This is a genomic window from Citrobacter sp. C6_1 (genome assembly GCF_014596835.2).
GTDB classification, from domain to species: domain Bacteria; phylum Pseudomonadota; class Gammaproteobacteria; order Enterobacterales; family Enterobacteriaceae; genus Citrobacter; species Citrobacter pasteurii.
The window spans coordinates 1,027,156-1,051,126 of sequence record NZ_CP115031.1 but is presented as its reverse complement, the minus strand read 5'-3'; the positions used below and the strand labels follow the sequence as shown (position 1 = coordinate 1,051,126).

Below are 23,971 nucleotides of genomic sequence, written 5' to 3'. Positions count from 1 at the left end.
AATATTCGTGCCACAACCAAATTCAGGGTTGCCTCAGATTCTCAGTATGTTAGGGTAGAAAAAGGTCACTATTTCCATCAGGTAATATATCGATATAAACAAATAACAGGAATCATTCTATTGCATGGCAATTAAATTAGAAGTTAAAAATCTCTATAAGATATTTGGCGAGCATCCGCAGAGAGCTTTCAAATATATTGAAAAAGGACTTTCAAAAGAGCAGATTCTGGATAAAACAGGGCTATCGCTTGGCGTTAAGAACGCCAGTCTGGCCATTGAAGAAGGCGAGATATTTGTCATCATGGGATTATCCGGTTCGGGTAAATCCACAATGGTACGCCTTCTCAATCGCCTGATTGAACCCACCCGCGGACAGGTATTGATTGACGGCGTAGACATCGCCCGGATATCCGATGCCGAGCTTCGCGAGGTGCGCAGAAAAAAGATTGCGATGGTGTTCCAGTCCTTTGCCCTGATGCCGCACATGACGGTGCTGGACAATACGGCATTCGGCATGGAATTAGCCGGTGTTGGTGCGGATGAACGTCGTGAAAAAGCGTTAGATGCGCTACGTCAGGTTGGTCTGGAGAATTATGCTCACGGCTACCCGGATGAACTTTCCGGGGGGATGCGGCAGCGTGTGGGACTCGCCCGTGCGTTAGCCATTAACCCTGACATCTTATTAATGGATGAGGCTTTCTCAGCCCTCGATCCCTTAATTCGTACCGAAATGCAGGATGAGCTGGTAAAACTACAAGCGAAGCATCAGCGTACCGTGGTCTTTATTTCGCACGACCTCGACGAAGCCATGCGTATTGGCGACAGAATTGCCATTATGCAAAACGGTGAAGTGGTGCAGGTCGGTACGCCGGATGAAATTCTGAATAATCCGGCCAATGATTATGTCCGCACCTTCTTCCGTGGCGTTGACATTAGCCAGGTCTTCAGTGCGAAAGATATATCACGCCGTAGTCCCGAAGGGCTAATTCGTAAAACGCCAGGCGTCGGCCCCCGTTCGGCGCTGCAATTACTGCAGGACAAAGATCGCGAATATGGTTATGTGATCGAGCGCGGCAACAAATTCGTCGGCGTTGTCTCTATCGACTCATTAAAAACAGCGTTAAGTCAGGCGCAAGGTATTGAAGCGGCATTGATCGATGAGCCGCTAGCCGTCGATGCGCAAACTCCTCTCAGCGAGTTGCTTTCTCATGTCGGCCAAGCTCCGTGCGCGGTGCCGGTTGTTGATGAGGAACAGCAGTATGTGGGCGTCATTTCAAAACGCATGCTGTTACAGGCTTTAGATCGTGAGGGGGTAAACAATGGCTGATCAAACTAATCCGTGGGATACCACACCAGCGGCCGACAGCGCCGCACAAACTGCCGATGCCTGGAGCACGCCATCCGGTGCGCCCACTGACGGCGGTGGCGCGGACTGGCTGACCAGCGCCCCCGCGCCGGCACCAGAGCATTTCAATATTATGGATCCGTTCCATAAAACGCTGATCCCACTGGACAGCTGGGTCACTGAGGGGATCGACTGGGTTGTTACCCATTTCCGTCCGGTCTTCCAGGGCATTCGTGTCCCGGTTGATTACATTCTCAACGGTTTTCAACAGCTGCTGTTAGGTATGCCAGCCCCGGTGGCGATTATCCTGTTCGCGCTGATTGCCTGGCAGATTTCCGGTGTTGGGATGGGCGTTGCTACGCTGATTTCCTTAATTGCCATCGGTGCCATCGGCGCGTGGTCGCAGGCCATGATAACCCTGGCGCTGGTGTTGACCGCGTTGCTGTTCTGCGTGGTGATCGGTCTGCCGATGGGGATCTGGTTGGCGCGCAGTCCACGGGCAGCAAAAATAGTTCGCCCGCTGCTGGATGCGATGCAAACCACACCTGCGTTCGTCTATCTGGTGCCGATTGTCATGCTGTTCGGTATTGGCAACGTCCCGGGCGTGGTGGTGACGATTATCTTCGCCCTGCCGCCAATTGTGCGTCTGACCATTCTGGGGATTAATCAGGTGCCCGCCGATCTGATTGAAGCCTCGCGCTCGTTTGGTGCCAGCCCGCGTCAGATGCTGTTTAAAGTGCAGCTCCCGCTGGCGATGCCCACCATTATGGCCGGGGTGAACCAGACGCTGATGCTGGCACTCTCCATGGTGGTTATCGCATCGATGATAGCCGTCGGCGGGCTGGGTCAGATGGTTCTGCGCGGAATCGGTCGTCTGGACATGGGGCTGGCTACCGTTGGCGGTGTGGGTATCGTGATCCTCGCCATCATTCTCGACCGTCTGACGCAGGCCGTAGGCCGTGACTCGCGTAGCCGTGGTAACCGCCGCTGGTACACCACAGGTCCTGTTGGGCTTATCACTCGCCCTTTCACGAAGTAATTCACTCGTTGCCCGGTAGCGCTGCGCTTACCGGGCCTACAATTCATCAACTTACACAAAATCATTCAGGATGAAGTGTAATAAGGAACAACGATGCGACAGAAAGTAATTATTGCCACAGCGTTTGCCTCCCTTGTCTCCACCAGCGCTTTCGCTTCTGACCTGCCGGGCAAAGGCATCACTGTACAACCTATCCAGAGCACCATCTCTGAAGAGTCCTTCCAGACGCAGTTAGTTAGTCGTGCGCTGGAGAAACTGGGCTACACCGTAAATAAGACAAGCGAAGTCGACTACAACGTCGGCTATACCTCTATTGCCTCTGGCGATGCGACGTTTACCGCCGTGAACTGGCAGCCGCTACATGATGATATGTACGCCGCAGCGGGCGGAGACAAAAAGTTTTATCGCGAGGGGGTATTTGTTACGGGGGCTGCACAGGGTTATCTGATCGATAAAAAAACCGCTGAGCAGTACAAAATCACCAACATCGCCCAGTTAAAAGATCCGAAGATTGCCAAAATCTTTGATACCAACGGCGATGGTAAAGCTGACATGATGGGTTGCTCGCCGGGCTGGGGTTGTGAAGCGGTGATTAACCACCAGAACAAAGCGTTCGATCTGGAAAAAACAGTCGAGGTCAGCCACGGTAACTATGCAGCAATGATGGCTGACACCATTACCCGCTTTAAAGAAGGCAAACCGATCCTGTACTACACCTGGACACCATACTGGGTCAGTGACGTGATGAAACCGGGCAAAGATGTCGTCTGGCTACAGGTCCCGTTCTCTTCTCTGCCAGGTGAACAGAAAGATATTGATACCAAACTGCCGAACGGCGCGAACTATGGCTTCCCGGTAAACACCATGCACATCGTCGCTAATAAAGCCTGGGCGGAGAAAAACCCGGCGGCGGCGAAACTGTTTGCCATCATGAAATTACCACTGGCAGATATCAATGCGCAGAACGCAATGATGCATGATGGTAAAGCCTCAGAAGCTGACGTTCAGGGCCACGTTGACGGCTGGATCAAAGCCCACCAGCAGCAGTTCGACGGCTGGGTGAAAGAAGCGCTGGCTGCGCAGAAATAACCCTCTCGTAGGCCTGATAAGCATAACGCTATCAGGCCCAGTAACCACACCAATGCCGGATGGTGGCGCGATGCGCCTTATCCGGCCTACACGCCCTTCCCTCACCGCACAATCCATCACCCAACAAATCAGCAACATTTAATCACTTCCGTTATGATTGTTTTCTGCACCCCATTATTCAGTTGAAAACAATGACCAAACCCACTCACGGGCTTAGCCCGGCACTGATTGTATTAATGTCTGTGGCGACCGGCCTCGCCGTTGCCAGTAACTATTACGCCCAGCCGCTGCTCGACACCATCGCGCGAAACTTTTCGCTGTCGGCCAGTACTGCGGGCTTTATCGTCACTGCAGCCCAGCTTGGCTACGCTGCAGGGCTCCTGTTTCTGGTACCGCTTGGCGATATGTTTGAACGCCGGATGCTGATTGTCTCGATGACACTGTTAGCAGCAGGCGGCATGCTGATTACCGCCAGCAGTCAGTCGCTGGGGATGCTGATCCTCGGCACTGCGCTAACCGGGTTGTTCTCAGTTGTGGCACAGATCCTGGTTCCGCTGGCGGCGACGCTCGCCACGCCTGACAAGCGCGGTAAAGTCGTTGGTACGATTATGAGCGGCCTGTTGCTGGGGATTTTGCTGGCACGAACGGTTGCAGGGTTGCTGGCGAATCTCGGCGGCTGGCGCACCGTGTTTTGGGTGGCCTCAGTACTGATGGCGTTGATGGCGATTGCCCTGTGGCGTGGTTTGCCGAAGATGAAATCAGAGACCCATCTTAACTACCCGCAGCTATTGGGTTCTGTGTTTAGCCTGTTTATCCACGATAAATTACTCCGCACCCGCGCGATGTTGGGCTGCCTGACCTTTGCCAACTTCAGTATCCTCTGGACATCAATGGCATTTTTACTCGCCGCACCACCGTTTAACTATTCAGAGGGGATGATTGGCCTGTTCGGTCTGGCCGGAGCCGCCGGTGCGTTAGGCGCTCGTCCGGCGGGCGGTTTTGCCGATAAGGGTAAATCACACCTCACGACTACCGCAGGCCTGCTGCTACTGTTGTTCTCCTGGCTGGCTATCTGGTTCGGACATACTTCAGTGCCGATGCTGATTATCGGTATTCTGGTACTGGATCTGACCGTTCAGGGGGTACATATCACCAACCAGACCGTTATCTATCGCATTCACCCGGACGCACGTAATCGCCTGACTGCCGGATACATGACCAGCTATTTCATTGGTGGTGCGGCAGGTTCGCTGATTTCAGCTTCAGCCTGGCAGCATGCCGGCTGGGCTGGCGTTTGTCTGGCAGGTGTGACTGTTGCCGTACTCAACCTGCTGGTCTGGTGGCGAGGTTTTCACCGCCAGGAAGCCGTAAATTAGGCGTATAACGTCTGTTTATCTTTGATTGGGCTCCTCAGGGTGTTAAGGAGCCCATCAGTCTGCTAAGGTTATAACGCATTGAGCCAGGTTATTTTAATTTCGGTAATGAAGCCTATAATCCTATGGAAAGCCCTGTTCCCCAGTCTGAATCCCGTTCTGCAACGTTAACTGAAGGATTCAAAGACAGCCTACCGATAGTTATCAGTTATATTCCGGTCGCATTTGCATTTGGTATGAATGCGACTCGCCTGGGCTTTACTCCCGTTGAAAGCGTTTTTTTCTCCTGCATCATTTACGCCGGCGCCAGCCAGTTTGTCATCACAACCATGCTCGCCGCAGGCAGCTCACTGTGGGTCGCGGCTCTGACCGTCATGGCGATGGATGTTCGCCATGTTTTGTACGGCCCTTCTCTGCGCAGCCGTATCGCCCGACAGCTGAGCAAACCTAAAAGCGCGCTATGGGCCTTTGGCCTCACCGACGAAGTCTTTGCCGCGGCAACGGCCAAGCTGGTGCGGGATAACCGGCGCTGGAGTGAAAACTGGATGATCGGCATCGCGCTATGCTCCTGGGCTTCCTGGGTACTTGGTACGGTTATCGGCGCATTTTCCGGCACTGGTTTACTGAAGGGATTCCCGGCGGTAGAAGCGGCGCTGGGGTTTATGCTCCCGGCGCTGTTTATGAGTTTTCTGCTGGCCTCTTTCCAGCGTAATCAAACGCTATGCGTCACGGCGGCTTTAGCCGGTGCGCTGGCTGGCGTGACGCTGTTTTCTATCCCGGCAGCCATCCTCGCAGGCATAGTCTGCGGATGCCTGACCGCGCTCATTCAGTCGTTCTGGCAGGGAGGTCCTGATGAGTTATGAGGTTCTGCTGCTCGGCCTGCTGGTCGGCTGCGTCAATTACTGTTTTCGCTATTTACCACTGCGTCTGCGAATGGGGAATGTGCGCCCGACAAAACGCGGAGCCACTGGAATATTACTCGACACCATCGGTATTGCATCAATTTGCGCCCTGCTGGTGGTGTCTACTGCGCCAGAAGTGATGCACGATGCCCGTCGTTTTGTGCCTACGCTGGTGGGGTTTGTGGTACTGGGTGCAAGCTTCTATAAGACCCGCAGCATCATCATTCCGACCTTACTGAGTGCCCTGGGCTATGGATTAGCCTGGAAAATGCTGTTTGTCTTATAGATTAAAATAATCATTTTAAATAAATAATACATTTACTTTATTTGTCACTGTCGTTACTATATCGGCTGAAATTAATGAGGTTATACCCAAATGGATAGTTCGTTTACGCCCATTGAACAAATGCTAAAATTTCGCGCCAGCCGCTACGAAGAGTTCCCTTATCAGGAAGTGCTTCTGACTCGTCTTTGCATGCATATGCAGGGCAAGCTGCTGGAAAACCGCAATAAGATGCTGAAAGCTCAAGGGATTAACGAGACGTTGTTTATGGCGTTGATTACGCTGGAGTCTCAGGAAAACCACAGTATTCAGCCTTCTGAACTGAGTTGCGCACTTGGCTCGTCACGGACTAACGCCACCCGTATCGCGGATGAGTTAGAAAAGCGTGGCTGGATCGAGCGCCGCGAAAGCGATAACGATCGCCGCTGTCTGCATCTGCAATTGACCGAAAAAGGCCATGCTTTTTTGCAGGAGGTATTACCGCCTCAGCATAACTGCCTTCATCAGCTTTGGTCATCTCTCAGCACCACCGAAAAAGATCAACTTGAGCATATCACCCGTAAACTTCTGACCCGTCTTGATCAGATGGAGCAGGATGGCGCGGTGTTAGAAGCGCTGCGCTAACGCGCTGACTCGCTCAGAAATCCAGATTTATAAATGAAAAACCGACAGGCCAGCACGCATACTGCTGGCCTGTCTGATAAACAGGTCGGCTTCAGCCGATGTGAAAAAAAATAAGATCGTGGAGAACAACATGAGCGCAAATGCGGAGACTCAAACCCCGCAGCAACCGGTCAAGAAGAATGGCAAACGTAAAAGTATGCTGCTCCTGCTGACCTTGCTCTTTATTATCATTGCCGTGGCATATGGGATTTATTGGTTTTTAGTACTGCGTCATATCGAAGAGACAGACGATGCGTACGTGGCAGGGAACCAGGTTCAAATTATGGCGCAGGTATCAGGCAGCGTGACGAAAGTCTGGGCTGATAACACTGACTTTGTAAAACAGGGCGATGTCCTGGTCACTCTCGATCAGACAGATGCCAGGCAGGCATTTGAAAAAGCCAAAACTGCGCTGGCGTCCAGCGTGCGCCAGACGCACCAGTTGATGATCAACAGCAAGCAACTGCAGGCCAGCATTGAAGTGCAGAGAACTGCGCTGGCCCAGGCACAAAGCGACTTTAATCGCCGTGTCCCGCTGGGTAATGCCAACCTGATTGGCCGCGAAGAACTGCAACATGCCCGCGATGCCGTCGCCAGCGCTCAGGCTCAGCTTGATGTCGCAATCCAACAATATAATGCGAATCAGGCAATGATTCTGGGCAGCAAGCTGGAAGATCAACCTGCTGTACAACAGGCTGCCACCGAAGTGCGTAATGCCTGGCTGGCGCTGGAACGTACCAAAATTGTCAGCCCGATGACCGGCTATGTTTCCCGTCGTGCCGTGCAGCCTGGCGCGCAAATTAGCCCGACTACGCCGCTGATGGCGGTTGTTCCGGCCACTAACCTGTGGGTGGATGCCAACTTCAAAGAAACACAGCTGGCGCACATGCGTATTGGTCAACCGGCGACCGTTATCAGTGATATTTACGGCGATGACGTGAAATACACCGGGAAAGTCGTCGGCCTGGATATGGGTACGGGCAGCGCGTTCTCCCTGCTGCCGGCGCAAAACGCAACCGGTAACTGGATCAAAGTTGTCCAGCGTTTACCGGTACGTATCGAACTGGATGCGCAGCAACTGGCACAACATCCACTGCGTATTGGTTTGTCGACACTGGTTACGGTAGATACCGCTAATCGTGACGGGCAGATCCTGGCAAGCCAGGTCCGCACGACGCCAGTATCAGAAAGTAATGCACGTGAAATCAACCTTGATCCGGTCAATAAGATGATCGAAGAGATCGTGCAGGCCAACGCGGGCTAATTCAAAGGTGCGTGTGATGCAACAGCAAAAACCGCTGGAAGGCGCGCAGCTCGTCATTATGACGATTGCGCTGTCCCTGGCGACATTCATGCAGGTGCTGGACTCCACCATTGCTAACGTGGCGATCCCCACTATCGCCGGGAACCTCGGCTCTTCACTGAGCCAGGGAACCTGGGTGATCACCTCATTCGGGGTGGCGAATGCTATCTCTATTCCGATCACCGGCTGGCTGGCCAAACGCGTTGGTGAAGTAAGACTATTCATGTGGTCAACTATCGCCTTCGTCATTGCCTCATGGGCATGTGGGATGTCCACCAGCCTGAACATGCTGATTTTCTTCCGCGTCATTCAGGGTATTGTCGCCGGTCCGTTAATCCCGCTCTCGCAAAGCCTGTTACTGAATAACTATCCTCCCGCCAAACGCTCCATTGCCCTCGCGCTATGGTCGATGACGGTGATTGTTGCCCCGATATGTGGCCCCATTCTTGGGGGCTATATCAGCGACAACTATCACTGGGGCTGGATATTTTTCATCAACGTGCCAATCGGTGCTGTAGTGGTATTAATGACGTTGCAAACCCTGCGAGGTCGGGAAACCAAAACCGAGCAGCGGCGTATCGACGCCATTGGTCTGGCACTGCTGGTCATTGGTATCGGCAGTTTGCAGATTATGCTCGACCGCGGCAAAGAATTGGACTGGTTCGCCTCGCAGGAAATTATCATCCTGACGGTGGTCGCCGTGGTGGCAATCAGCTTCCTCATCGTCTGGGAGCTTACCGACGAGCACCCCATTGTCGATCTCTCGCTGTTTAAGTCGCGCAACTTTACCATCGGCTGTCTGTGTATCAGTCTGGCCTATATGCTCTACTTCGGCGCAATCGTTCTGTTGCCGCAGTTATTGCAGGAGGTGTACGGATATACGGCAACCTGGGCAGGTCTGGCGTCTGCGCCGGTTGGGGTGATTCCGGTGATCCTGTCGCCGATTATCGGCCGTTTCGCACACAAGCTGGATATGCGTCGGCTGGTCACTTTCAGCTTCATCATGTATGCCGTCTGTTTCTACTGGCGTGCGTGGACATTCGAACCCGGTATGGATTTTGGCGCATCGGCCTGGCCGCAGTTTATTCAGGGGTTCGCGGTAGCCTGCTTCTTTATGCCACTGACCACCATCACGCTATCGGGTTTACCGCCTGAACGTATGGCGGCAGCATCGAGCCTGTCTAACTTTACGCGAACGCTGGCGGGTTCTATTGGCACATCGATCACCACAACGATGTGGACTAGCCGTGAGTCGCTGCACCATGCGCAACTAACGGAGTCAGTAAACCCTTACAACTCTAATGCACAGGCGATGTATGACCAGTTGCAAGGGCTGGGAATGAGCAAGGAGCAGGCCTCCGGATGGCTGGCACAGCAAATCACCAACCAGGGGCTGATTATTTCTGCTAACGAAATCTTCTGGATGTCTGCAGGGATTTTCCTCGTGCTACTCGGCCTGGTATGGTTTGCCAAACCGCCATTCGGTGCAGGCAGTGGCGGCGGCGGCGCGCACTAATACGTTAATAATTAATTAGAATTTATAATATAAAAAGCAGCAAAGATTATCTTTGCTGCTTTTAAGTGCCATATTACATACCCGCAAGAGGAATATGCTTATGGCTTCAAGCCAGTAACATCTACCGTTAATATTGAAACAATACCTGAAGGTGCAATATTGGGAATACCCTTACCACCATATGCTAAATCAGGCGGTATATATATTTTCACGCGCCCCTTTGTGCCTACAAGAGTAACGGCCTTACTAAGTAATTCAGGTAATTTATCAACCTTGCTGTTAATATTAACATTATTTGATATAACTGCGCCCGTACTAACCTCTTCTTTCATTACAAACTGTATATAATCTTTTTTCTTCGCTTTCCGCTTTGCGCCTTTGCTTTCCACAACATAAATAACACCATCGGATTGCTGAATAGCTCCTTTTATCGCCTTAACTGAACGCATCAATTCCTCTGACTGTTCTTTAACAGAAGGCGAAGTTATTATCGTTTGTGAGTTTTGTTGCTGTTGCAATAACGGTTTTTTGACAACCGCATTACCACCAGGTGTGGCATTCTCTGGCACGTTAGCTGCCTTTCTGGTACTCAAATTCATCTGTCGTATTGATGCTTCAAGCTCAATATTTTTTTGAGTATTTTTAGACAACTCTTGCTCAAGCACGCCAATTCGCGATGATTTTTCACCTATTGAAACATTCAATCTAGAAATCAAGGTATTAAGTTCAATATTTTTCCTTCTTTCCTCCGCAACTAACTTTGACAGAGTCTCAGAATTTCGCAATGACTCAGCCATTTTAACCATATTTGATTTTTGCTCACTATTCTGAGCGATCAAACTGACGTTCTGAGATTCCAGATATTCTTTTACTTTTTTCGTATCTTCTATTACGTTGACAAGCTTCAAAACCTGTTGAGCAAGTAATGTAGATTTTGCTGCTGCTTTAGCTTTGTCTTTCTCCAGTACCGCCAGCTGAGCCGTCTGTTTCTCCAGTTTCGCCGCATCAGCGCTGCCGGATTTATTCAGGTCGGCTATCTGCTTCGCCAGCGTGACTTTGTCTTTCTCCAGCACGGCCAGCTGAGCCGTCTGTTTTTCCAGTCTCGCCGCATCAGCGCTGCCGGATTTGTTCAGGTCGGCTATCTGCTTCGCCAGCACGCCCTTGTCTTTCTCCAGTGCCGCCAGCTGAGCTGTCTGTTTCTCCAGTTTCGCCGCATCAGCGCTGCCGGATTTATTCAGGTCGGCTATCTGCTTCGTCAGCACACCCTTGTCTTTCTCCAGCGCCGCCAGCTGAGCCGTCTGTTTGTTCAGATCTGCTATCTGCTTCGTCAGCACGCCCTTGTCTTTCTCCAGTGCCGCCAGCTGAGCCGTCTGTTTCTCCAGTCTCGCCGCATCAGCGCTGCCGGATTTATTCAGGTCGGCTATCTGCTTCGCCAGCGTGGCTTTGTCTTTCTCCAGCGCCGCCAGCTGAGCCGTCTGTTTCTCCAGTCTCGCCGCATCAGCGCTGCCGGATTTATTCAGGTCGGCTATCTGCTTCGCCAGCACGCCCTTGTCTTTCTCCAGTGCCGCCAGCTGAGCCGTTTGTTTCTCCAGTTTCGCCGCATCAGCGCTGCCGGATTTGTTCAGGTCGGCTATCTGCTTCGTCAGCACACCCTTGTCTTTCTCCAGCACTGCCAGCTGAGCCGTCTGTTTCTCCAGTTTCGCCGCATCAGCGCTGCCGGATTTGTTCAGGTCGGCTATCTGCTTCGCCAGCACGCCCTTGTCTTTCTCCAGTGCCGCCAGCTGAGCCGTCTGTTTCTCCAGTCTCGCCGCATCAGCGCTGCCGGATTTATTCAGGTCGGCTATCTGCTTCGTCAGCGTGACTTTGTCTTTCTCCAGCACTGCCAGCTGAGCCGTCTGTTTTTCCAGTCTCGCCGCATCAGCGCTGCCGGATTTGTTCAGGTCGGCTATCTGCTTCGTCAGCACACCCTTGTCTTTCTCCAGCGCCGCCAGCTGAGCCGTCTGTTTTTCCAGTCTCGCCGTATCAGCGCTGCCGGATTTATTCAGGTCGGCTATCTGCTTCGTCAGCGTGACTTTGTCTTTCTCCAGCGCCGCCAGCTGAGCCGTCTGTTTCTCCAGTTTCGCCGCATCAGCGCTGGCGGATTTATTCAGGTCGGCTATCTGCTTCGCCAGCACGCCCTTGTCTTTCTCCAGTGCCGCCAGCTGAGCTGTCTGTTTCTCCAGTTTCGCCGCATCAGCGCTGCCGGATTTATTCAGGTCGGCTATCTGCTTCGCCAGCACGCCCTTGTCTTTCTCCAGTGCCGCCAGCTGAGCCGTCTGTTTGTTCAGATCTGCTATCTGCTTCGCCAGCACGCCCTTGTCTTTCTCCAGTGCCGCCAGCTGAGCCGTCTGTTTCTCCAGTTTCGCCGCATCAGCGCTGCCGGATTTGTTCAGGTCTGCTATCTGCTTCGTCAGCACGCCCTTGTCTTTCTCCAGTGCCGCCAGCTGAGCCGTCTGTTTCTCCAGTTTCGCCGTATCAGCGCTGGCGGATTTATTCAGATCAGCTATCTGCTTCGTCAGCGTGACTTTGTCTTTCTCCAGTGCCGCCAGCTGAGCTGTCTGTTTCTCCAGTTTCGCCGCATCAGCGCTGCCGGATTTATTCAGGTCGGCTATCTGCTTCGTCAGCGTGACTTTGTCTTTCTCCAGCGCCGCCAGCTGAGCCGTCTGTTTTTCCAGTCTCGCCGTATCAGCGCTGGCGGATTTATTCAGATCGGCTATCTGCTTCGCCAGCGTGGCTTTGTCTTTCTCCAGCACTGCCAGCTGAGCCGTCTGTTGTCCCAGCGCTAATTTCTGTTTCAACGCATCAGCGCTGCCGGATTTGTTCAGATCCGCTATCTGCTTAATCAGATCAGCTTTATCTTTCTCTAGTGCAATTTTGTCTTTTTCTAGCAATGCCAACTGAGCTATTTTTTGCTCTGAACTTACTTTCTGTTTTAAAAGTTTTGCTTTTTCCGTTTCCAAATAGCTAAGCTTTTTGGTCTGCTGTTCCAATAAAAATCTTTGTTTAGGTGCCTCTTTTGAACTCGCCGCTAATACCGTTAATTGTTTTGATAAATCATATTTTTCTTTTTCTAAAACAGCCAACTTTGCAGTCTGTTGCTCTAGTTTTTCTTTCTGGTTAGTCACATCCGCGAGTTCTTTTTCAAGACCAGAAATCTTTTTATTTAATATTATTGATTGGTTATTTAACTCACTTTTAACATCAACAGCGATAGATTTATTGGTTGTTTTTTTGTCCTGGGAATTGACACCTTCAGCAAAGGATGCTTCAAGCTTCCTCTTTAACTCCTTATTTTTTTCGAGGGCGATACGATACTGCGCCTCCCGGAGACGATTAACTCTCTCCAGAGCTGTAATTTTTCCCTGCAGGTCATTCGCGCGTATCTGTGTAGTCGGTTCTGCAATAACTACGCTATTGGGAATACCACTATTACTGATAACCTTATCCTCAGATAACTTCTCTAAAAGCATAGAGTGTTCTTTGGAAAGGAAATCTTCTGAAAAAACAGAATCAGACAGCAACATGAGGAAACATGAAGCTGCAATCAGCGATATTTTTCTCATAGTTTGTCCAATTCACTCGCCTGTTGGTTCATTACGTTAAATACAGCATTGCACACGCGAGAGCAAACTACCATTAACTTACTATTAACTTCGAGTTTAATAATTTCCGCAGATTCACTATCCAACTGCGACTTTTGCTTATTGTAAAAGACATATAATTCATTAATTTTATCAAACTGCTTTTTATACACATCAAAAGATTTTTTATCTAACACTTTCAATGCGTTTATATTCTGATAACAACTCACCTGCCCTTGGGGTGGGTTTTTTACAACATCAGGAATATTTTTTGCACAACCTGACATTAGAAAACATGCACAAATGATAATCCTTGAAATATTCATACGTTCCATACATTAACATCCCTGATCATTATTGAATAATAAGTAAAACAGCCATCTAAAAATCTCAAGAAAAATATCATTACAAAAAAATAAAAACAAGATCACGCCTGGCAAAAAACACAAATATAAAAACAAAAAAAATAACAGATAATAAAAAAGAACGTAATCACCAAATCAATCAATCTATTAAATAACAAAGGTGAATATTATAAATATAAGCCAAATGAAAATATAATATATAAATAATATTAGTGAAAAAAGTAGGTGCCCCCGCCAGACATATGGCGGGAATCCGACTGTAGATGCTCCTTCTCAAAAAGGGAACGCAGTATAAAGAGATCAGAAAACGGGGTAAAGGCACGAAAAAAGTAGCCGGGTCTGGGAAATAAGATGACAACCAGCCTGCTGACCGCGGCGTATAAAGGAAGAGTCTGCCATCTACTGACATCGATGACGGACGCCATGCGCTACCCCGGAGGGGAAATGGCGGACCTGTATAACCATCTCAGGGAGATCGACCCAGGTTGCAGAGAGATAAAACAAACGATGCAACTGAGCTGGCTGACTCTGAGAAGTAAAAAGCCAGAGCTTTCGGAGCAGGTACTGTGGGGAGTGTTACTGGCTTATTATCTGGTGAGATATCAGATAATTAAAATGACGGAAAAGCTGAAAGGATGCTGGCCAAACCAGCTGAGCTTTTCAGAATCATGCGGAATGATAATGAGACTGCTGGTGACGCTGCAGGGCGCTTCACCGGGGCGTATACCGGAACTGATGCGCGATCCTGAAAGTATGGGACACTGGTGAAGTTGCCAACCAGACGGGAAAGCATCTTCCAGAGGGTGGTGAAGGAGGAGCCATAGAAATACACCACAGCCCCGAAAAAGAGCCAGTCAGTTGCTTAACTGACTGGCATTACTCACCAGGGGCTGATTATTTCTGCTAACGAAATCTTCTGGATGTCTGCAAGGATTTTCCTCGTGCTACTCGGCCTGGTATCGGTTTGCCAAACCGCCATTCGGTGCAGGGAGTGGCGACGGCGCGCACTAATAGCGATTTGTCGGTACTGAGAATCAAAACCCAATATAGATATTGAATCTATATTTTGCTCAATTCATTGATGCCTTCAATATGAATTAATGCCAAACCGGAGCATTTTTTGATATTTTTCGTTGTCTCTTAGTAAGAGAATCGCCTTAGCGATAAACCAATCAATAAGGAGATGTCAATGGACAACATTAATGCTTTAGCACAAAAACATATGGATATACTGGTAAACGCTGCAATGAGCCCAGGTGATAAAACTTTGCACAAAGAAGCAACTAAACTGCATGGCGTAGGCGAGTGTCTGAAGTACATTTTTACTTTGGGAATTAAAGACTCAGGAGAGAAGCGGCTTAAGTCTGTCATCAATAGTCTCTCGCGTTCTTTGGCTTCAGAGAATATATCCCCGCGAAAAATACTGAACAGTATTATTGATAACTCCGACTCCAACATGTCTATTAGATTCACTATTGATGAGTCAGAAAAATCGCTACAAGGTGAATATGAACTATGTATAACTAAGGACACGGATGGAGCATACTCACTGAAGATTAGTGAAGAAAACGTATCGGAACCATTAGAATTACAATTAAGTGAAGCGCAGTTCATATCAGGAGCCAGATATTTTAATACCATATATTTTTTGGATGAATACAACCTATCAGAAGCCAGACAAAAATATATTGATACGGGATGCCTCGATCTATCAGGGGAAGATTTAAGCGGACGTGATATGAGCGATTTGGATTTGAGTAATGCTGACCTTTTCGGGGCAAATCTAAGTAGAACAAGTATAGAAGCTGAGCAACTACTTGGTACTAGTTTAATACGTGACAATTTTAGCGAAGATAATCAGCTTGAAGCAGCAAAAAAGTTGAGTGAGATAATGTTGTTGGAAACAAATAACTTCAATAAGAATGATAAATTATTCGAATCCACTAAGAACATGGCTAAACCAGAGTGTCAACATAATCAGCTTGACGCAGCAGAAAAGTTGAGTAAGATGTTGAGTGGGATAATGTTGTCCGAAACAAATGACTTCGATAGATCCAGTAAGGATGGTAAATTATTCGAATCCATTAAACACATGGCTAAACCAGAGTGTCAACAATTGTTTAATAAGACATTGGAAGAACATGGTGTGTTCATGATGGATTCATATTCAATCGCAGGAAACATTATTCTAATGATTCAATCCTTTACAGAACAATAACTCCAGATGAATGGAATGAAGCCGTAAAATCCGGTTACTTTGATGCAGATAAAATGGCACTACTTTCGAGAGGACTCAGTACGACCACAGAGTACAAGGATTTCATCAAGGATCTAAAAGATTATCTGGAATCCCTTAACATCACTAGCCAAGAGAGTTATTGTAAAATACTGGACAAAGGTGAGATTATGATGGGAAAACATGACTATTGTACCAATGTCAGTGTAATAACCCCAGAAATCTTAGAAGACGTAGAAATCTTTGGACAATATACCTCTTTTTATAGAGAGTTTGGCAAATTAATTGATGTTATTTTTAATAAAAAATAAAGATAAAATTCAATAGCGCTCACAACAACATTCTGACGATGTCATTTAAAGGTGCGATGGCCACGCGCATTGATAAAAAAAAGCCAGTTCATCTGAACTGGCTTTTTTATACCGGCTGGAGCCTATTATTTGTAGACCAGATGAGAAGCGTGACCTTCACCATCCAGCATGACAACTAAATATGCAGTTCCTGCAGTTTGTCTTTTGGCAGCGCCAGCTCTTCATTGCTGTTAACGCGAACATCACGTTCCAGAATATGACGTGCAATGTCCTGCGCTTCGCTGAGGGAGTGCATCTGATACGTACCGCACTGGTAGACGTTCAGTTCCGGGATCTGATTCTGATCCTGCACTTTCAACACATCTGCCATTGCCGCTTTCCAGGCATCAGCTACGCGTTGTTCGTCCGGCGTTCCAATCAGGCTCATGTAGAAGCCGGTACGGCAACCCATTGGCGAAATATCGATAATCTCGACACCGTTGCCATTCAGGTGGTTACGCATAAAACCAGCAAACAAGTGTTCCAGCGTATGAATACCTTTCTCAGGCATCACTTCTTTGTTCGGAATGCAGAAACGCAGATCAAACACGGTGATAGCGTCGCCATGTGGGGTGTTCATCGTTTTTGCAACCCGGACTGCAGGAGCTTCCATCCGGGTGTGATCGACAGTAAAACTATCTAACAACGGCATTTAGCCACCTCCGATAAATTTTTTTAAAATATTCTGAACTCTTTGTTCCGGGGCGAGTCTGAGTATATGAAAGACGCGCATTTGTTATCATCATCCCTGTTTTCAGAGATGAAATTTTGGCCACTCTCGAGTGGCCTTTTTCTTTTGTATCAGGCGTGCTTTTCCAGCCACACACCAAACGGCTCAGTATCTGCCGCTTCAATCTCCTGCTGACGGCGCTTAGAAGCCACACTTTCAGCAATAAACTCTTCTTCCTGCAGCAGTTCCAACGGCTCTTCGCGCAACAAGTTACGGTACGCTTCACCCAACGCTTTACCCGTGCCACCGATACCTGTATCAATCATAGACCGCAGGATCCGCGCTGAGAATGTCAGCTCAGGATTATCAAAGCAGGCAACCAGTTCGTCACATACTTTTTGATATTCCTCTCCCCCGTGAATGCCGTCCAGCGTTTGCGCCACACGTTTCAGATCACGGAACAGATCTTTACCCACTTTAGGCAATGGGAACTGAGCCGTTTCACAACCAATACCTAACGTCAGGCCTGGCTTGCGCCCTTCCAGAATAACGCGATTCCAGTTAGTACGCGTACACAGCAGCTCGTCGCTACTCATTTCCGGGGCATCAGCCAGAACGCACCAAACCATGAACAAATCGAGGAAGCGCACCTGCTGTTCATCTACGCCGATTGGCGAGAATGGGTTGATGTCGAGCGAACGCACTTCGATGTACTCAATGCCGCCGCGTAGAAGCGCATCAGACGGCGTTTCACCGCTGCGAGTCACGCGTTTCGGACGAATTGGCGCATACAGTTCATTTTCGATCTGCAAAACGTTGCTGTTGATTTGCAGGCGCTTACCGTCTTTCTCCAGACCGATCGCCGCATACTCCTCTGAAGGCGTTTTAATCGCGCGCTTCAATCCTGCCACATACTCATGCAAATCGTTAAACGTAATTCCGAGATTACTTTGCGACTTATTGGTATAACCCAGGTCACTCAGACGCAGCGACGTGGCATAAGGCAGGTAATACATACCACAATCGGTTTTTTCAAACGGCAGCGTTGTCGGCTTTCCTTGCAGGAAGGAGGAACAAATTGCGGGTGAGGCGCCAAACAGATACGGGATCACCCACCCGAAACGGTAGTAGTTGCGGATCAGACGGAAATACCCTGCTGACACTTTTTCTTTAGCGTCTTCATCGCCATCTGTTACGCCACATTTCGCCTGCCAGAAAGCCATCGGCAACGAGAAGTTGTAGTGTACGCCGGAGATAGTCTGCATCAACGCGCCGTAACGGTTTTTAAGGCCTTCACGGTAAAGGGTTTTCAGACGACCGATATTCGACGTACCGTACTGCGCCAGCTCGATATCCTGACCTTCGGCAATATAGCAAGGCATGCTCAACGGCCACATACGCTCATCGCCAAGATTCCTGGCAGTATAGCGATGCAGATCGCGCATGAACGTGAGCATTTTGTGAATGCCATCGCCCGGTGGAGTAATAAACTCCAGCAGTGTTTCGGCAAAGTCAGTGGTTATCCATTTATGCGTTAGCGCTGAGCCTAACACTTCAGGATGGCCTGTCGTTGCCAATGAACCATCAGCATTAACACGCAGCGTTTCGCGCTCGAGCCCGCGTTGAATCCCCTCTAACGCATGAGGATGTTTTTCCAGCCAGGCCAGCGCCTGTGATACGTCCGGGATCAAATTGACCTCCCGCCTGTCAAAATCGTTTTAATTAGCATAATGGTATTGGTCACCCTGAAGGTTATTCCACAACACTATTAGTGCCACCACATAATGCCTTGCGTCGTAACCGCCGCGACCACAACATAGCGCAGCGTTTTGCCAAGGCATAAGAAAAAGAGAACTGGCCCCCACGAGATGCGCATCCATCCCGCTAACAAGCACAGTAAATCACCCACAACCGGCATCCAGCTTAATAATAGTGTGACAGCGCCATAGCGCCTCAGCCAGCCAGTAGCTTTCTCTTGCCAGCGCGATGTTTTACGCAACGGAAAGAAACGCCCAAGGATAACGTTAGTTAACCCTCCAAGGCTATTACCCATTGTTGCTGTTAAAACTAAGACCCAGGGATGACTCGCTCCAGAAACCAGTAAGGCAACTAAAACAACTTCAGAATTTCCAGGTAATAGCGTGGCGCTGAGAAAGCTGCTGGCAAACAACGAGAGGAGCGACAGTCCATCACTCACAATAACCGGACATCCACGGCATCCATTCCCGCGGCACGCGCTGCCTGTAGCCCAAAATCGGCATCTTCAAACACAACGCAGCGAGCCGGAACGACGCCCATACGCTCAGCACATAACAAGAAGGTATCAGGAGCCGGTTTATGGTGTTGTACGTGATCGGCCGCCACCACGGCATCAAAATAACGACGCAGCCCAAGGTGAGTAAGCAGAGCTTCTGCAATGGCACTTTCGCTCCCTGTGCCTACTGACATAGGACGGCGACCATACCAGGCCTTCACAACATCGACCAACGGTAAAGGCTGGACGCTATCCAGCAACATGCTTTTAACCTTATCGGTTTTTTCACGCGCCAGTGCATGAGGGTCAAGATCGGCATGGTTCAGTTCAATCACCGATTGGGCAATACGCCACGTTGGGGAGCCGTTGAGAGCAACCATAGCCTGCTCATCAAAACGTAGCCCATAGCGTCCTAATACCTCATGCCACGCTTTACGGTGCGTAGGTTCGGTATCCAGGATGGTACCATCCATATCAAAAATTAAACCTGCATAACGTTCGTACATCGTCTTCTCACAAGCCGATTAACCAGACGTTATTTTATCGTAATTGATTGATTTTGTCGCTGACAGCGAATTGAGGATTGTTCAGGGAAGACAAGGAAATAATTCAGGAGAAGATGGTGCATCCGGGAGGATTCGAACCTCCGACCGCTCGGTTCGTAGCCGAGTACTCTATCCAGCTGAGCTACGGATGCATCGGAAAACTTGCTTACTGCCGATATTGATATCGTAATAAGCGATACCAAGTAAGAGATGGTGCATCCGGGAGAATTACTCGGCTGCGCCTCGCCCTGCGGGCCGTTGCTGAAGCAACGTTATCCTCCCTGGTGCTCGCGATTATCTCGCAGACCATGAAATAACAGTTTCGCTGTTATCTCGGAGAAGATGGTGCATCCGGGAGGATTCGAACCTCCGACCGCTCGGTTCGTAGCCGAGTACTCTATCCAGCTGAGCTACGGATGCATCGGAAAACTTGCTTTACTGCCGATATTGATATCGTGAGAAGCGATATCAAGTAAGAGATGGTGCATCCGGGAGGATTACTCGGCTGCGCCTCGCCCTGCGGGCCGTTGCTGAAGCAACGTTATCCTCCCTGGTGCTCGCGATTATCTCGCAGACCATGAAATAACAGTTTCGCTGTTATCTCGGAGAAGATGGTGCATCCGGGAGGATTCGAACCTCCGACCGCTCGGTTCGTAGCCGAGTACTCTATCCAGCTGAGCTACGGATGCATCAGGGAAACTTACTTTACTGCAGATTTGATGTCGCTGCTAAAGCGCTATCAAGTAATATGGTGCATCCGGGAGGATTCGAACCTCCGACCGCTCGGTTCGTAGCCGAGTACTCTATCCAGCTGAGCTACGGATGCAAATGGCGGTGAGGCGGGGATTCGAACCCCGGATGCAGCTTTTGACCGCATACTCCCTTAGCAGGGGAGCGCCTTCAGCCTCTCGGCCACCTCACCAACACGCCTCTTGCGAGTACTTCGAAGAACTTGTTTCTGCTCATCGTCGCTGCGTGGCGCACATATTACTTTCTGGGACTTATAAGTCAAACAATTTTTCCAGAGCTTTTATCGTTTGCACATTTCACGCGCAATTAGTCTGCAAAAACGGCAAAAAGAGTGTTTTATCAACAGATAAATTGGCGATTTCCTGAAGGAGTGAACAAACGGAAACTTCGCAGGAAAAGGCATTACGCGCAGTGGAATCGAAAAAATGGGGAAGACGAAGAAGAAAAGAGAAGAAAAAGAGTAACTCAATCAGGTTGCGCCTCACCAGACAGGTGAGACGCGGAAACCTTAGTAACTGGACTGCTGGGATTTTTCAGCCTGGATACGCTGGTAGATCTCTTCACGATGGACAGAAACTTCTTTCGGGGCGTTGACGCCAATGCGCACCTGGTTGCCCTTCACCCCTAAAACTGTCACGGTGACCTCATCGCCTATCATGAGGGTCTCACCAACTCGACGAGTCAGAATCAGCATTCTTTGCTCCTTGAAAGATTAAAAGAGTCGGGTCTCTCTGTATCCCGGCATTATCCATCATATAACGCCAAAAAGTAAGCGATGACAAACACCTAAGTGTAAGCAGTCACGGCATCACATTCTGTTAAACCTAAGTTTAGCCGATATACACAACTTCAACCTGACTTTATCGTTGTCGATAGCGTTGATGCAAACGCTGCGGATTGAAGTCCGCAGCGTCGACTTACGCTTATAATTTTTACAGTTTTGCGCTAACCCAGCCTTTCACACTGGCTAACGCTGCCGGCAGAGCAGCAGCATCCGTACCACCGGCTTGCGCCATGTCCGGACGACCACCACCCTTGCCGCCTACCTGCTGAGCGACCATCCCAATCAGTTCCCCTGCTTTCACGCGGTCTGTCACATCCTTAGACACGCCCGCAATCAGAGAAACCTTACCTTCAGCAACTGTTGCCAGTACGACAACAGTAGAACCCAGCTGATTTTTCAGATCATCAACCATGGTACGCAGCATTTTCGGTTCAACGTCCGCAAGCTCGCTGACCAACAGCTTCACGCCGTTGATATCAACTGCTTTGCTGGAAAGGTTCGCACTTTCCTGCGCTGCGGCCTGTTCCTTCAATTGCTGCAATTCTTTTTCGAGCTGACGCGTACGTTCCAGTACGGAACGAACTTTGTCACCGATAGTCTGGCTATCACCTTTCAGCAGCTGCGCAATATCGCTTAAGCGATCGCTCTCAGCATGCACAGTTTGGATAGCGCCTTCACCGGTCACGGCCTCGATACGACGAACGCCCGCAGCGGTGCCAGACTCGGAGATAATACGGAACAGACCGATATCGCCCGTACGGCTGGCGTGAGTACCACCACACAGTTCGGTAGAGAAATCACCCATACTCAGAACACGCACGTGGTCATCGTATTTCTCACCAAACAGCGCCATTGCACCTTTGGCTTTCGCTGCCTCGAGATCCATGATGTTCGTTTCAATCGGCAGGTTGCGACGAATTTGCGCATTCACCAGATCTTCAACAGCACGAATTTCGGCAGGCTTCATCGCTTCGGTATGCGAGAAGTCGAAGCGCAGCACTTTATCGTTAACCAGTGAGCCTTTCTGCGCCACATGCGTGCCCAGAACCTCACGCAGCGCCGCATGCATCAGGTGCGTTGCGGAGTGATTGAGACGGATCCGCGCACGACGCGCTTCATCCACATCAGCCTGCACCGCATCGCCCACTTTCAGAGAACCCGCAGACAGTTTGCCGATGTGACCAATCGCCTGACCATATTTTTGCGTGTCGTTCACGGCAAATGCAAAACCAGCGCCTTTCAGTTCGCCTTTATCGCCAACCTGACCACCGGACTCTGCATAGAATGGCGTCTGGTCTAGAACAACGACAGCGTCCTGACCGGCGTTAATGACATCTACCGCTTTACCATCAACAAACAGCGCGGTGACTTTGCCGTTCAGTTCCAGGTACTCGTAGCCTTTAAATTCAGAAGCACCATCAACGCGAATCATCGCATTGTAGTCTGCACCAAAGCCGCTGGCTTCACGCGCACGACGGCGCTGTTCTTCCATTGCAGCTTCAAAGCCAGCTTCATCAACCTTAATGTTACGCTCGCGGCAAACGTCTGCCGTCAGATCAACCGGGAAACCGTAGGTGTCATACAGACGGAATGCGGTTTCGCCGTCCAGCGTATCGCCGGACAGTTTCGCCAGTTCTTCATCCAGCAGCGCCAGACCACGCTCCAGCGTACGCGCAAACTGCTCTTCTTCGGTTTTCAGAACCTGCTCAACCATAGCCTGTTGACGCTTCAGCTCTTCGCCCGCAGACCCCATCACGTCTACCAGTGGACCAACCAACTTGTAGAAGAAGGTATCTTTCGCACCCAGCATGTTGCCATGACGTACCGCGCGACGAATGATACGACGCAGCACATAGCCACGGTTTTCATTCGACGGAACAACGCCATCGGCAATCAGGAACGCACAGGAACGGATATGGTCGGCGATAACGCGCAGTGACTTGTTGCTCAGATCGGTCGCGCCGGTGACTTTCGCCACGGACTCAATCAGTGAACGGAACAGGTCAATTTCATAGTTGGAGTTAACGTGTTGCAGCACGGCCGCAATACGCTCCAGACCCATACCGGTATCCACGGACGGTTTCGGCAGCGGTTCCATGGTGCCGTCAGCCTGACGGTTGAACTGCATGAAGACGATGTTCCAAATCTCAATGTAGCGATCGCCATCTTCTTCTGCGCTTCCCGGAGGCCCACCCCAAATGTGGTCGCCGTGGTCATAGAAAATTTCGGTGCACGGACCGCAAGGACCGGTATCACCCATCTGCCAGAAGTTGTCGGAAGCATAAGCTGCGCCTTTGTTATCACCAATGCGGATGATACGTTCGCGCGGAATACCGACTTCTTTTTCCCAGATTTCATAGGCTTCATCGTCAGTTTCATAGACGGTGACCCACAGACGTTCTTTTGGCAGGGCAAACCAGTTTTCACCGGTCAACAGTTCCCATGCGTATTGAATGGCGTCGTGTTTGAAGTAATCGCCGAAGCTGAAGTTGCCCAGCATTTCGAAAAAGGTATGGTGACGTGCAGTGTAACCGACGTTTTCCAGGTCGTTGTGCTTACCGCCCGCCCGCACGCAACGCTGCGAGGTGGTTGCGCGGGAATAATTACGCTTGTCGAGGCCAAGGAAAACATCCTTGAACTGGTTCATCCCGGCGTTGGTAAACAACAAAGTAGGGTCATTGTTCGGTACCAGGGAGCTGCTGGCAACTACCTGATGTCCTTTACTATGGAAAAAATCGAGAAACGCCTGACGGATCTCAGCGGTGCTCTTGCTCATAATTATCCTGAAGAAATCAAGCTAACGAAATGTCATTACCAGCATCGGCATGCAAACTGCGCCTCTGGCAATCGAAAAGTGGGAATAAGATAAGTTTTCTTTACTGGG

The 23,971-nt window shown here is 49.9% G+C and carries 19 protein-coding genes, 5 tRNA genes, 1 other RNA gene and 2 pseudogenes; 13 read left to right on the top strand and 14 right to left on the bottom strand.

Annotated features, from left to right (window positions below; all coding sequences use genetic code 11):
• Positions 1 to 124: 124 nt before the first annotated feature.
• The 9 genes from proV (at position 125) to emrB (ending at position 9,513) form a co-directional block, all read left to right on the top strand.
• On the top strand, positions 125 to 1,327 hold the full coding sequence (gene proV, locus IB196_RS05170; protein WP_003037282.1) for a glycine betaine/L-proline ABC transporter ATP-binding protein ProV: 1,203 nt from the start codon (positions 125 to 127) through the stop codon (positions 1,325 to 1,327).
• Positions 1,320 to 2,384, top strand: a complete 1,065-nt coding sequence (gene proW, locus IB196_RS05165; protein WP_003037285.1) for a glycine betaine/L-proline ABC transporter permease ProW — start codon at positions 1,320 to 1,322, stop codon at positions 2,382 to 2,384. The genes proV and proW overlap by 8 nt, the downstream gene beginning before the upstream one ends.
• A 93-nt stretch (positions 2,385 to 2,477) precedes the next feature.
• Positions 2,478 to 3,473, top strand: a complete 996-nt coding sequence (gene proX, locus IB196_RS05160) for a glycine betaine/L-proline ABC transporter substrate-binding protein ProX (protein ID WP_188232398.1) — start codon at positions 2,478 to 2,480, stop codon at positions 3,471 to 3,473.
• Between the two features lie 191 nt (positions 3,474 to 3,664).
• Positions 3,665 to 4,849 carry an MFS transporter gene (locus IB196_RS05155; RefSeq protein WP_188232399.1) on the top strand — a complete coding sequence of 395 codons (1,185 nt, stop codon included), beginning with the start codon at positions 3,665 to 3,667 and terminating at the stop codon, positions 4,847 to 4,849.
• A 122-nt stretch (positions 4,850 to 4,971) separates the two neighbouring features.
• A complete protein-coding gene (locus IB196_RS05150; RefSeq protein WP_005122932.1) occupies positions 4,972 to 5,709 on the top strand; it encodes an AzlC family ABC transporter permease in 738 nt (245 codons plus the stop codon).
• Complete coding sequence (ygaH, locus tag IB196_RS05145) at positions 5,699 to 6,034, top strand: L-valine transporter subunit YgaH (RefSeq protein WP_005122930.1); 336 nt, start codon at positions 5,699 to 5,701, stop codon at positions 6,032 to 6,034. The genes IB196_RS05150 and ygaH overlap by 11 nt, the downstream gene beginning before the upstream one ends.
• Before the next feature lie 90 nt (positions 6,035 to 6,124).
• Positions 6,125 to 6,655, top strand: a complete 531-nt coding sequence (mprA, locus tag IB196_RS05140; protein WP_005122929.1) for a transcriptional repressor MprA — start codon at positions 6,125 to 6,127, stop codon at positions 6,653 to 6,655.
• A 130-nt stretch (positions 6,656 to 6,785) separates the two neighbouring features.
• Positions 6,786 to 7,958 carry a multidrug efflux MFS transporter periplasmic adaptor subunit EmrA gene (emrA, locus tag IB196_RS05135; protein ID WP_040233282.1) on the top strand — a complete coding sequence of 391 codons (1,173 nt, stop codon included), beginning with the start codon at positions 6,786 to 6,788 and terminating at the stop codon, positions 7,956 to 7,958.
• A gap of 16 nt (positions 7,959 to 7,974) precedes the next feature.
• The gene (gene emrB, locus IB196_RS05130) at positions 7,975 to 9,513 is read left to right on the top strand and encodes a multidrug efflux MFS transporter permease subunit EmrB (RefSeq protein WP_188232400.1); all 1,539 of its coding nucleotides are present in this window, start codon (positions 7,975 to 7,977) and stop codon (positions 9,511 to 9,513) included.
• 98 nt (positions 9,514 to 9,611) lie between these two features.
• Here the strand turns inward: emrB and IB196_RS05125 are convergent, their stop codons facing one another.
• Positions 9,612 to 12,449, bottom strand: a complete 2,838-nt coding sequence (locus IB196_RS05125) for a hypothetical protein (RefSeq protein ID WP_276685354.1) — start codon at positions 12,447 to 12,449, stop codon at positions 9,612 to 9,614.
• A gap of 662 nt (positions 12,450 to 13,111) precedes the next feature.
• Positions 13,112 to 13,468: a hypothetical protein gene (locus IB196_RS05120; protein ID WP_188232193.1), complete on the bottom strand. Its 357-nt coding sequence runs from the start codon at positions 13,466 to 13,468 to the stop codon at positions 13,112 to 13,114.
• 293 nt (positions 13,469 to 13,761) lie between these two features.
• On the opposite strand from IB196_RS05120, the pseudogene IB196_RS05115 reads away from it, so the two are divergent.
• The 4 genes and pseudogenes from IB196_RS05115 to IB196_RS05100 all read left to right on the top strand — a co-directional run.
• Positions 13,762 to 14,322, top strand: a pseudogene (locus IB196_RS05115) (IS4 family transposase); the annotation flags it as partial.
• A gap of 51 nt (positions 14,323 to 14,373) precedes the next feature.
• Positions 14,374 to 14,509 (top strand): annotated as a pseudogene (locus IB196_RS05110) (hypothetical protein); the annotation flags it as partial.
• A gap of 178 nt (positions 14,510 to 14,687) precedes the next feature.
• Positions 14,688 to 15,716 carry a pentapeptide repeat-containing protein gene (locus IB196_RS05105; RefSeq protein WP_223236964.1) on the top strand — a complete coding sequence of 343 codons (1,029 nt, stop codon included), beginning with the start codon at positions 14,688 to 14,690 and terminating at the stop codon, positions 15,714 to 15,716.
• A gap of 53 nt (positions 15,717 to 15,769) precedes the next feature.
• A complete protein-coding gene (locus tag IB196_RS05100; RefSeq protein ID WP_040232256.1) occupies positions 15,770 to 16,045 on the top strand; it encodes a hypothetical protein in 276 nt (91 codons plus the stop codon).
• Positions 16,046 to 16,220: 175 nt separating this feature from the next.
• Here IB196_RS05100 and luxS read toward each other — a convergent pair whose 3' ends face one another.
• From luxS to alaS, 12 genes are all read right to left on the bottom strand, one after another.
• The gene (gene luxS / locus IB196_RS05095; RefSeq protein WP_005130532.1) at positions 16,221 to 16,736 is read right to left on the bottom strand and encodes an S-ribosylhomocysteine lyase; all 516 of its coding nucleotides are present in this window, start codon (positions 16,734 to 16,736) and stop codon (positions 16,221 to 16,223) included.
• A 149-nt stretch (positions 16,737 to 16,885) separates the two neighbouring features.
• Positions 16,886 to 18,445 (bottom strand): glutamate--cysteine ligase, encoded by a 1,560-nt coding sequence (gene gshA, locus IB196_RS05090; RefSeq protein ID WP_005130535.1) that lies wholly within the window; start codon positions 18,443 to 18,445, stop codon positions 16,886 to 16,888.
• 77 nt (positions 18,446 to 18,522) lie between these two features.
• The gene (locus IB196_RS05085; protein WP_072041465.1) at positions 18,523 to 18,951 is read right to left on the bottom strand and encodes a YqaA family protein; all 429 of its coding nucleotides are present in this window, start codon (positions 18,949 to 18,951) and stop codon (positions 18,523 to 18,525) included.
• Positions 18,948 to 19,514: a fructose-1-phosphate/6-phosphogluconate phosphatase gene (yqaB, locus tag IB196_RS05080; RefSeq protein ID WP_005130539.1), complete on the bottom strand. Its 567-nt coding sequence runs from the start codon at positions 19,512 to 19,514 to the stop codon at positions 18,948 to 18,950. The genes IB196_RS05085 and yqaB overlap by 4 nt, the downstream gene beginning before the upstream one ends.
• Positions 19,515 to 19,628: 114 nt before the next feature.
• A tRNA-Arg gene (locus IB196_RS05075) sits at positions 19,629 to 19,705 on the bottom strand.
• 59 nt (positions 19,706 to 19,764) lie between these two features.
• Positions 19,765 to 19,895: non-coding RNA, RtT sRNA (locus IB196_RS05070), on the bottom strand.
• A gap of 1 nt (position 19,896) precedes the next feature.
• Positions 19,897 to 19,973: transfer RNA gene (locus IB196_RS05065), tRNA-Arg, on the bottom strand.
• Between the two features lie 192 nt (positions 19,974 to 20,165).
• A tRNA-Arg gene (locus IB196_RS05060) sits at positions 20,166 to 20,242 on the bottom strand.
• A gap of 60 nt (positions 20,243 to 20,302) precedes the next feature.
• Positions 20,303 to 20,379 (bottom strand) — tRNA-Arg (locus IB196_RS05055).
• Between the two features lie 3 nt (positions 20,380 to 20,382).
• Positions 20,383 to 20,475: transfer RNA gene (locus IB196_RS05050), tRNA-Ser, on the bottom strand.
• A gap of 336 nt (positions 20,476 to 20,811) precedes the next feature.
• Positions 20,812 to 20,997: a carbon storage regulator CsrA gene (csrA, locus tag IB196_RS05045; protein WP_000906486.1), complete on the bottom strand. Its 186-nt coding sequence runs from the start codon at positions 20,995 to 20,997 to the stop codon at positions 20,812 to 20,814.
• A gap of 238 nt (positions 20,998 to 21,235) precedes the next feature.
• The gene (gene alaS / locus IB196_RS05040) at positions 21,236 to 23,863 is read right to left on the bottom strand and encodes an alanine--tRNA ligase (protein WP_005130541.1); all 2,628 of its coding nucleotides are present in this window, start codon (positions 23,861 to 23,863) and stop codon (positions 21,236 to 21,238) included.
• Positions 23,864 to 23,971: the final 108 nt, after the last annotated feature.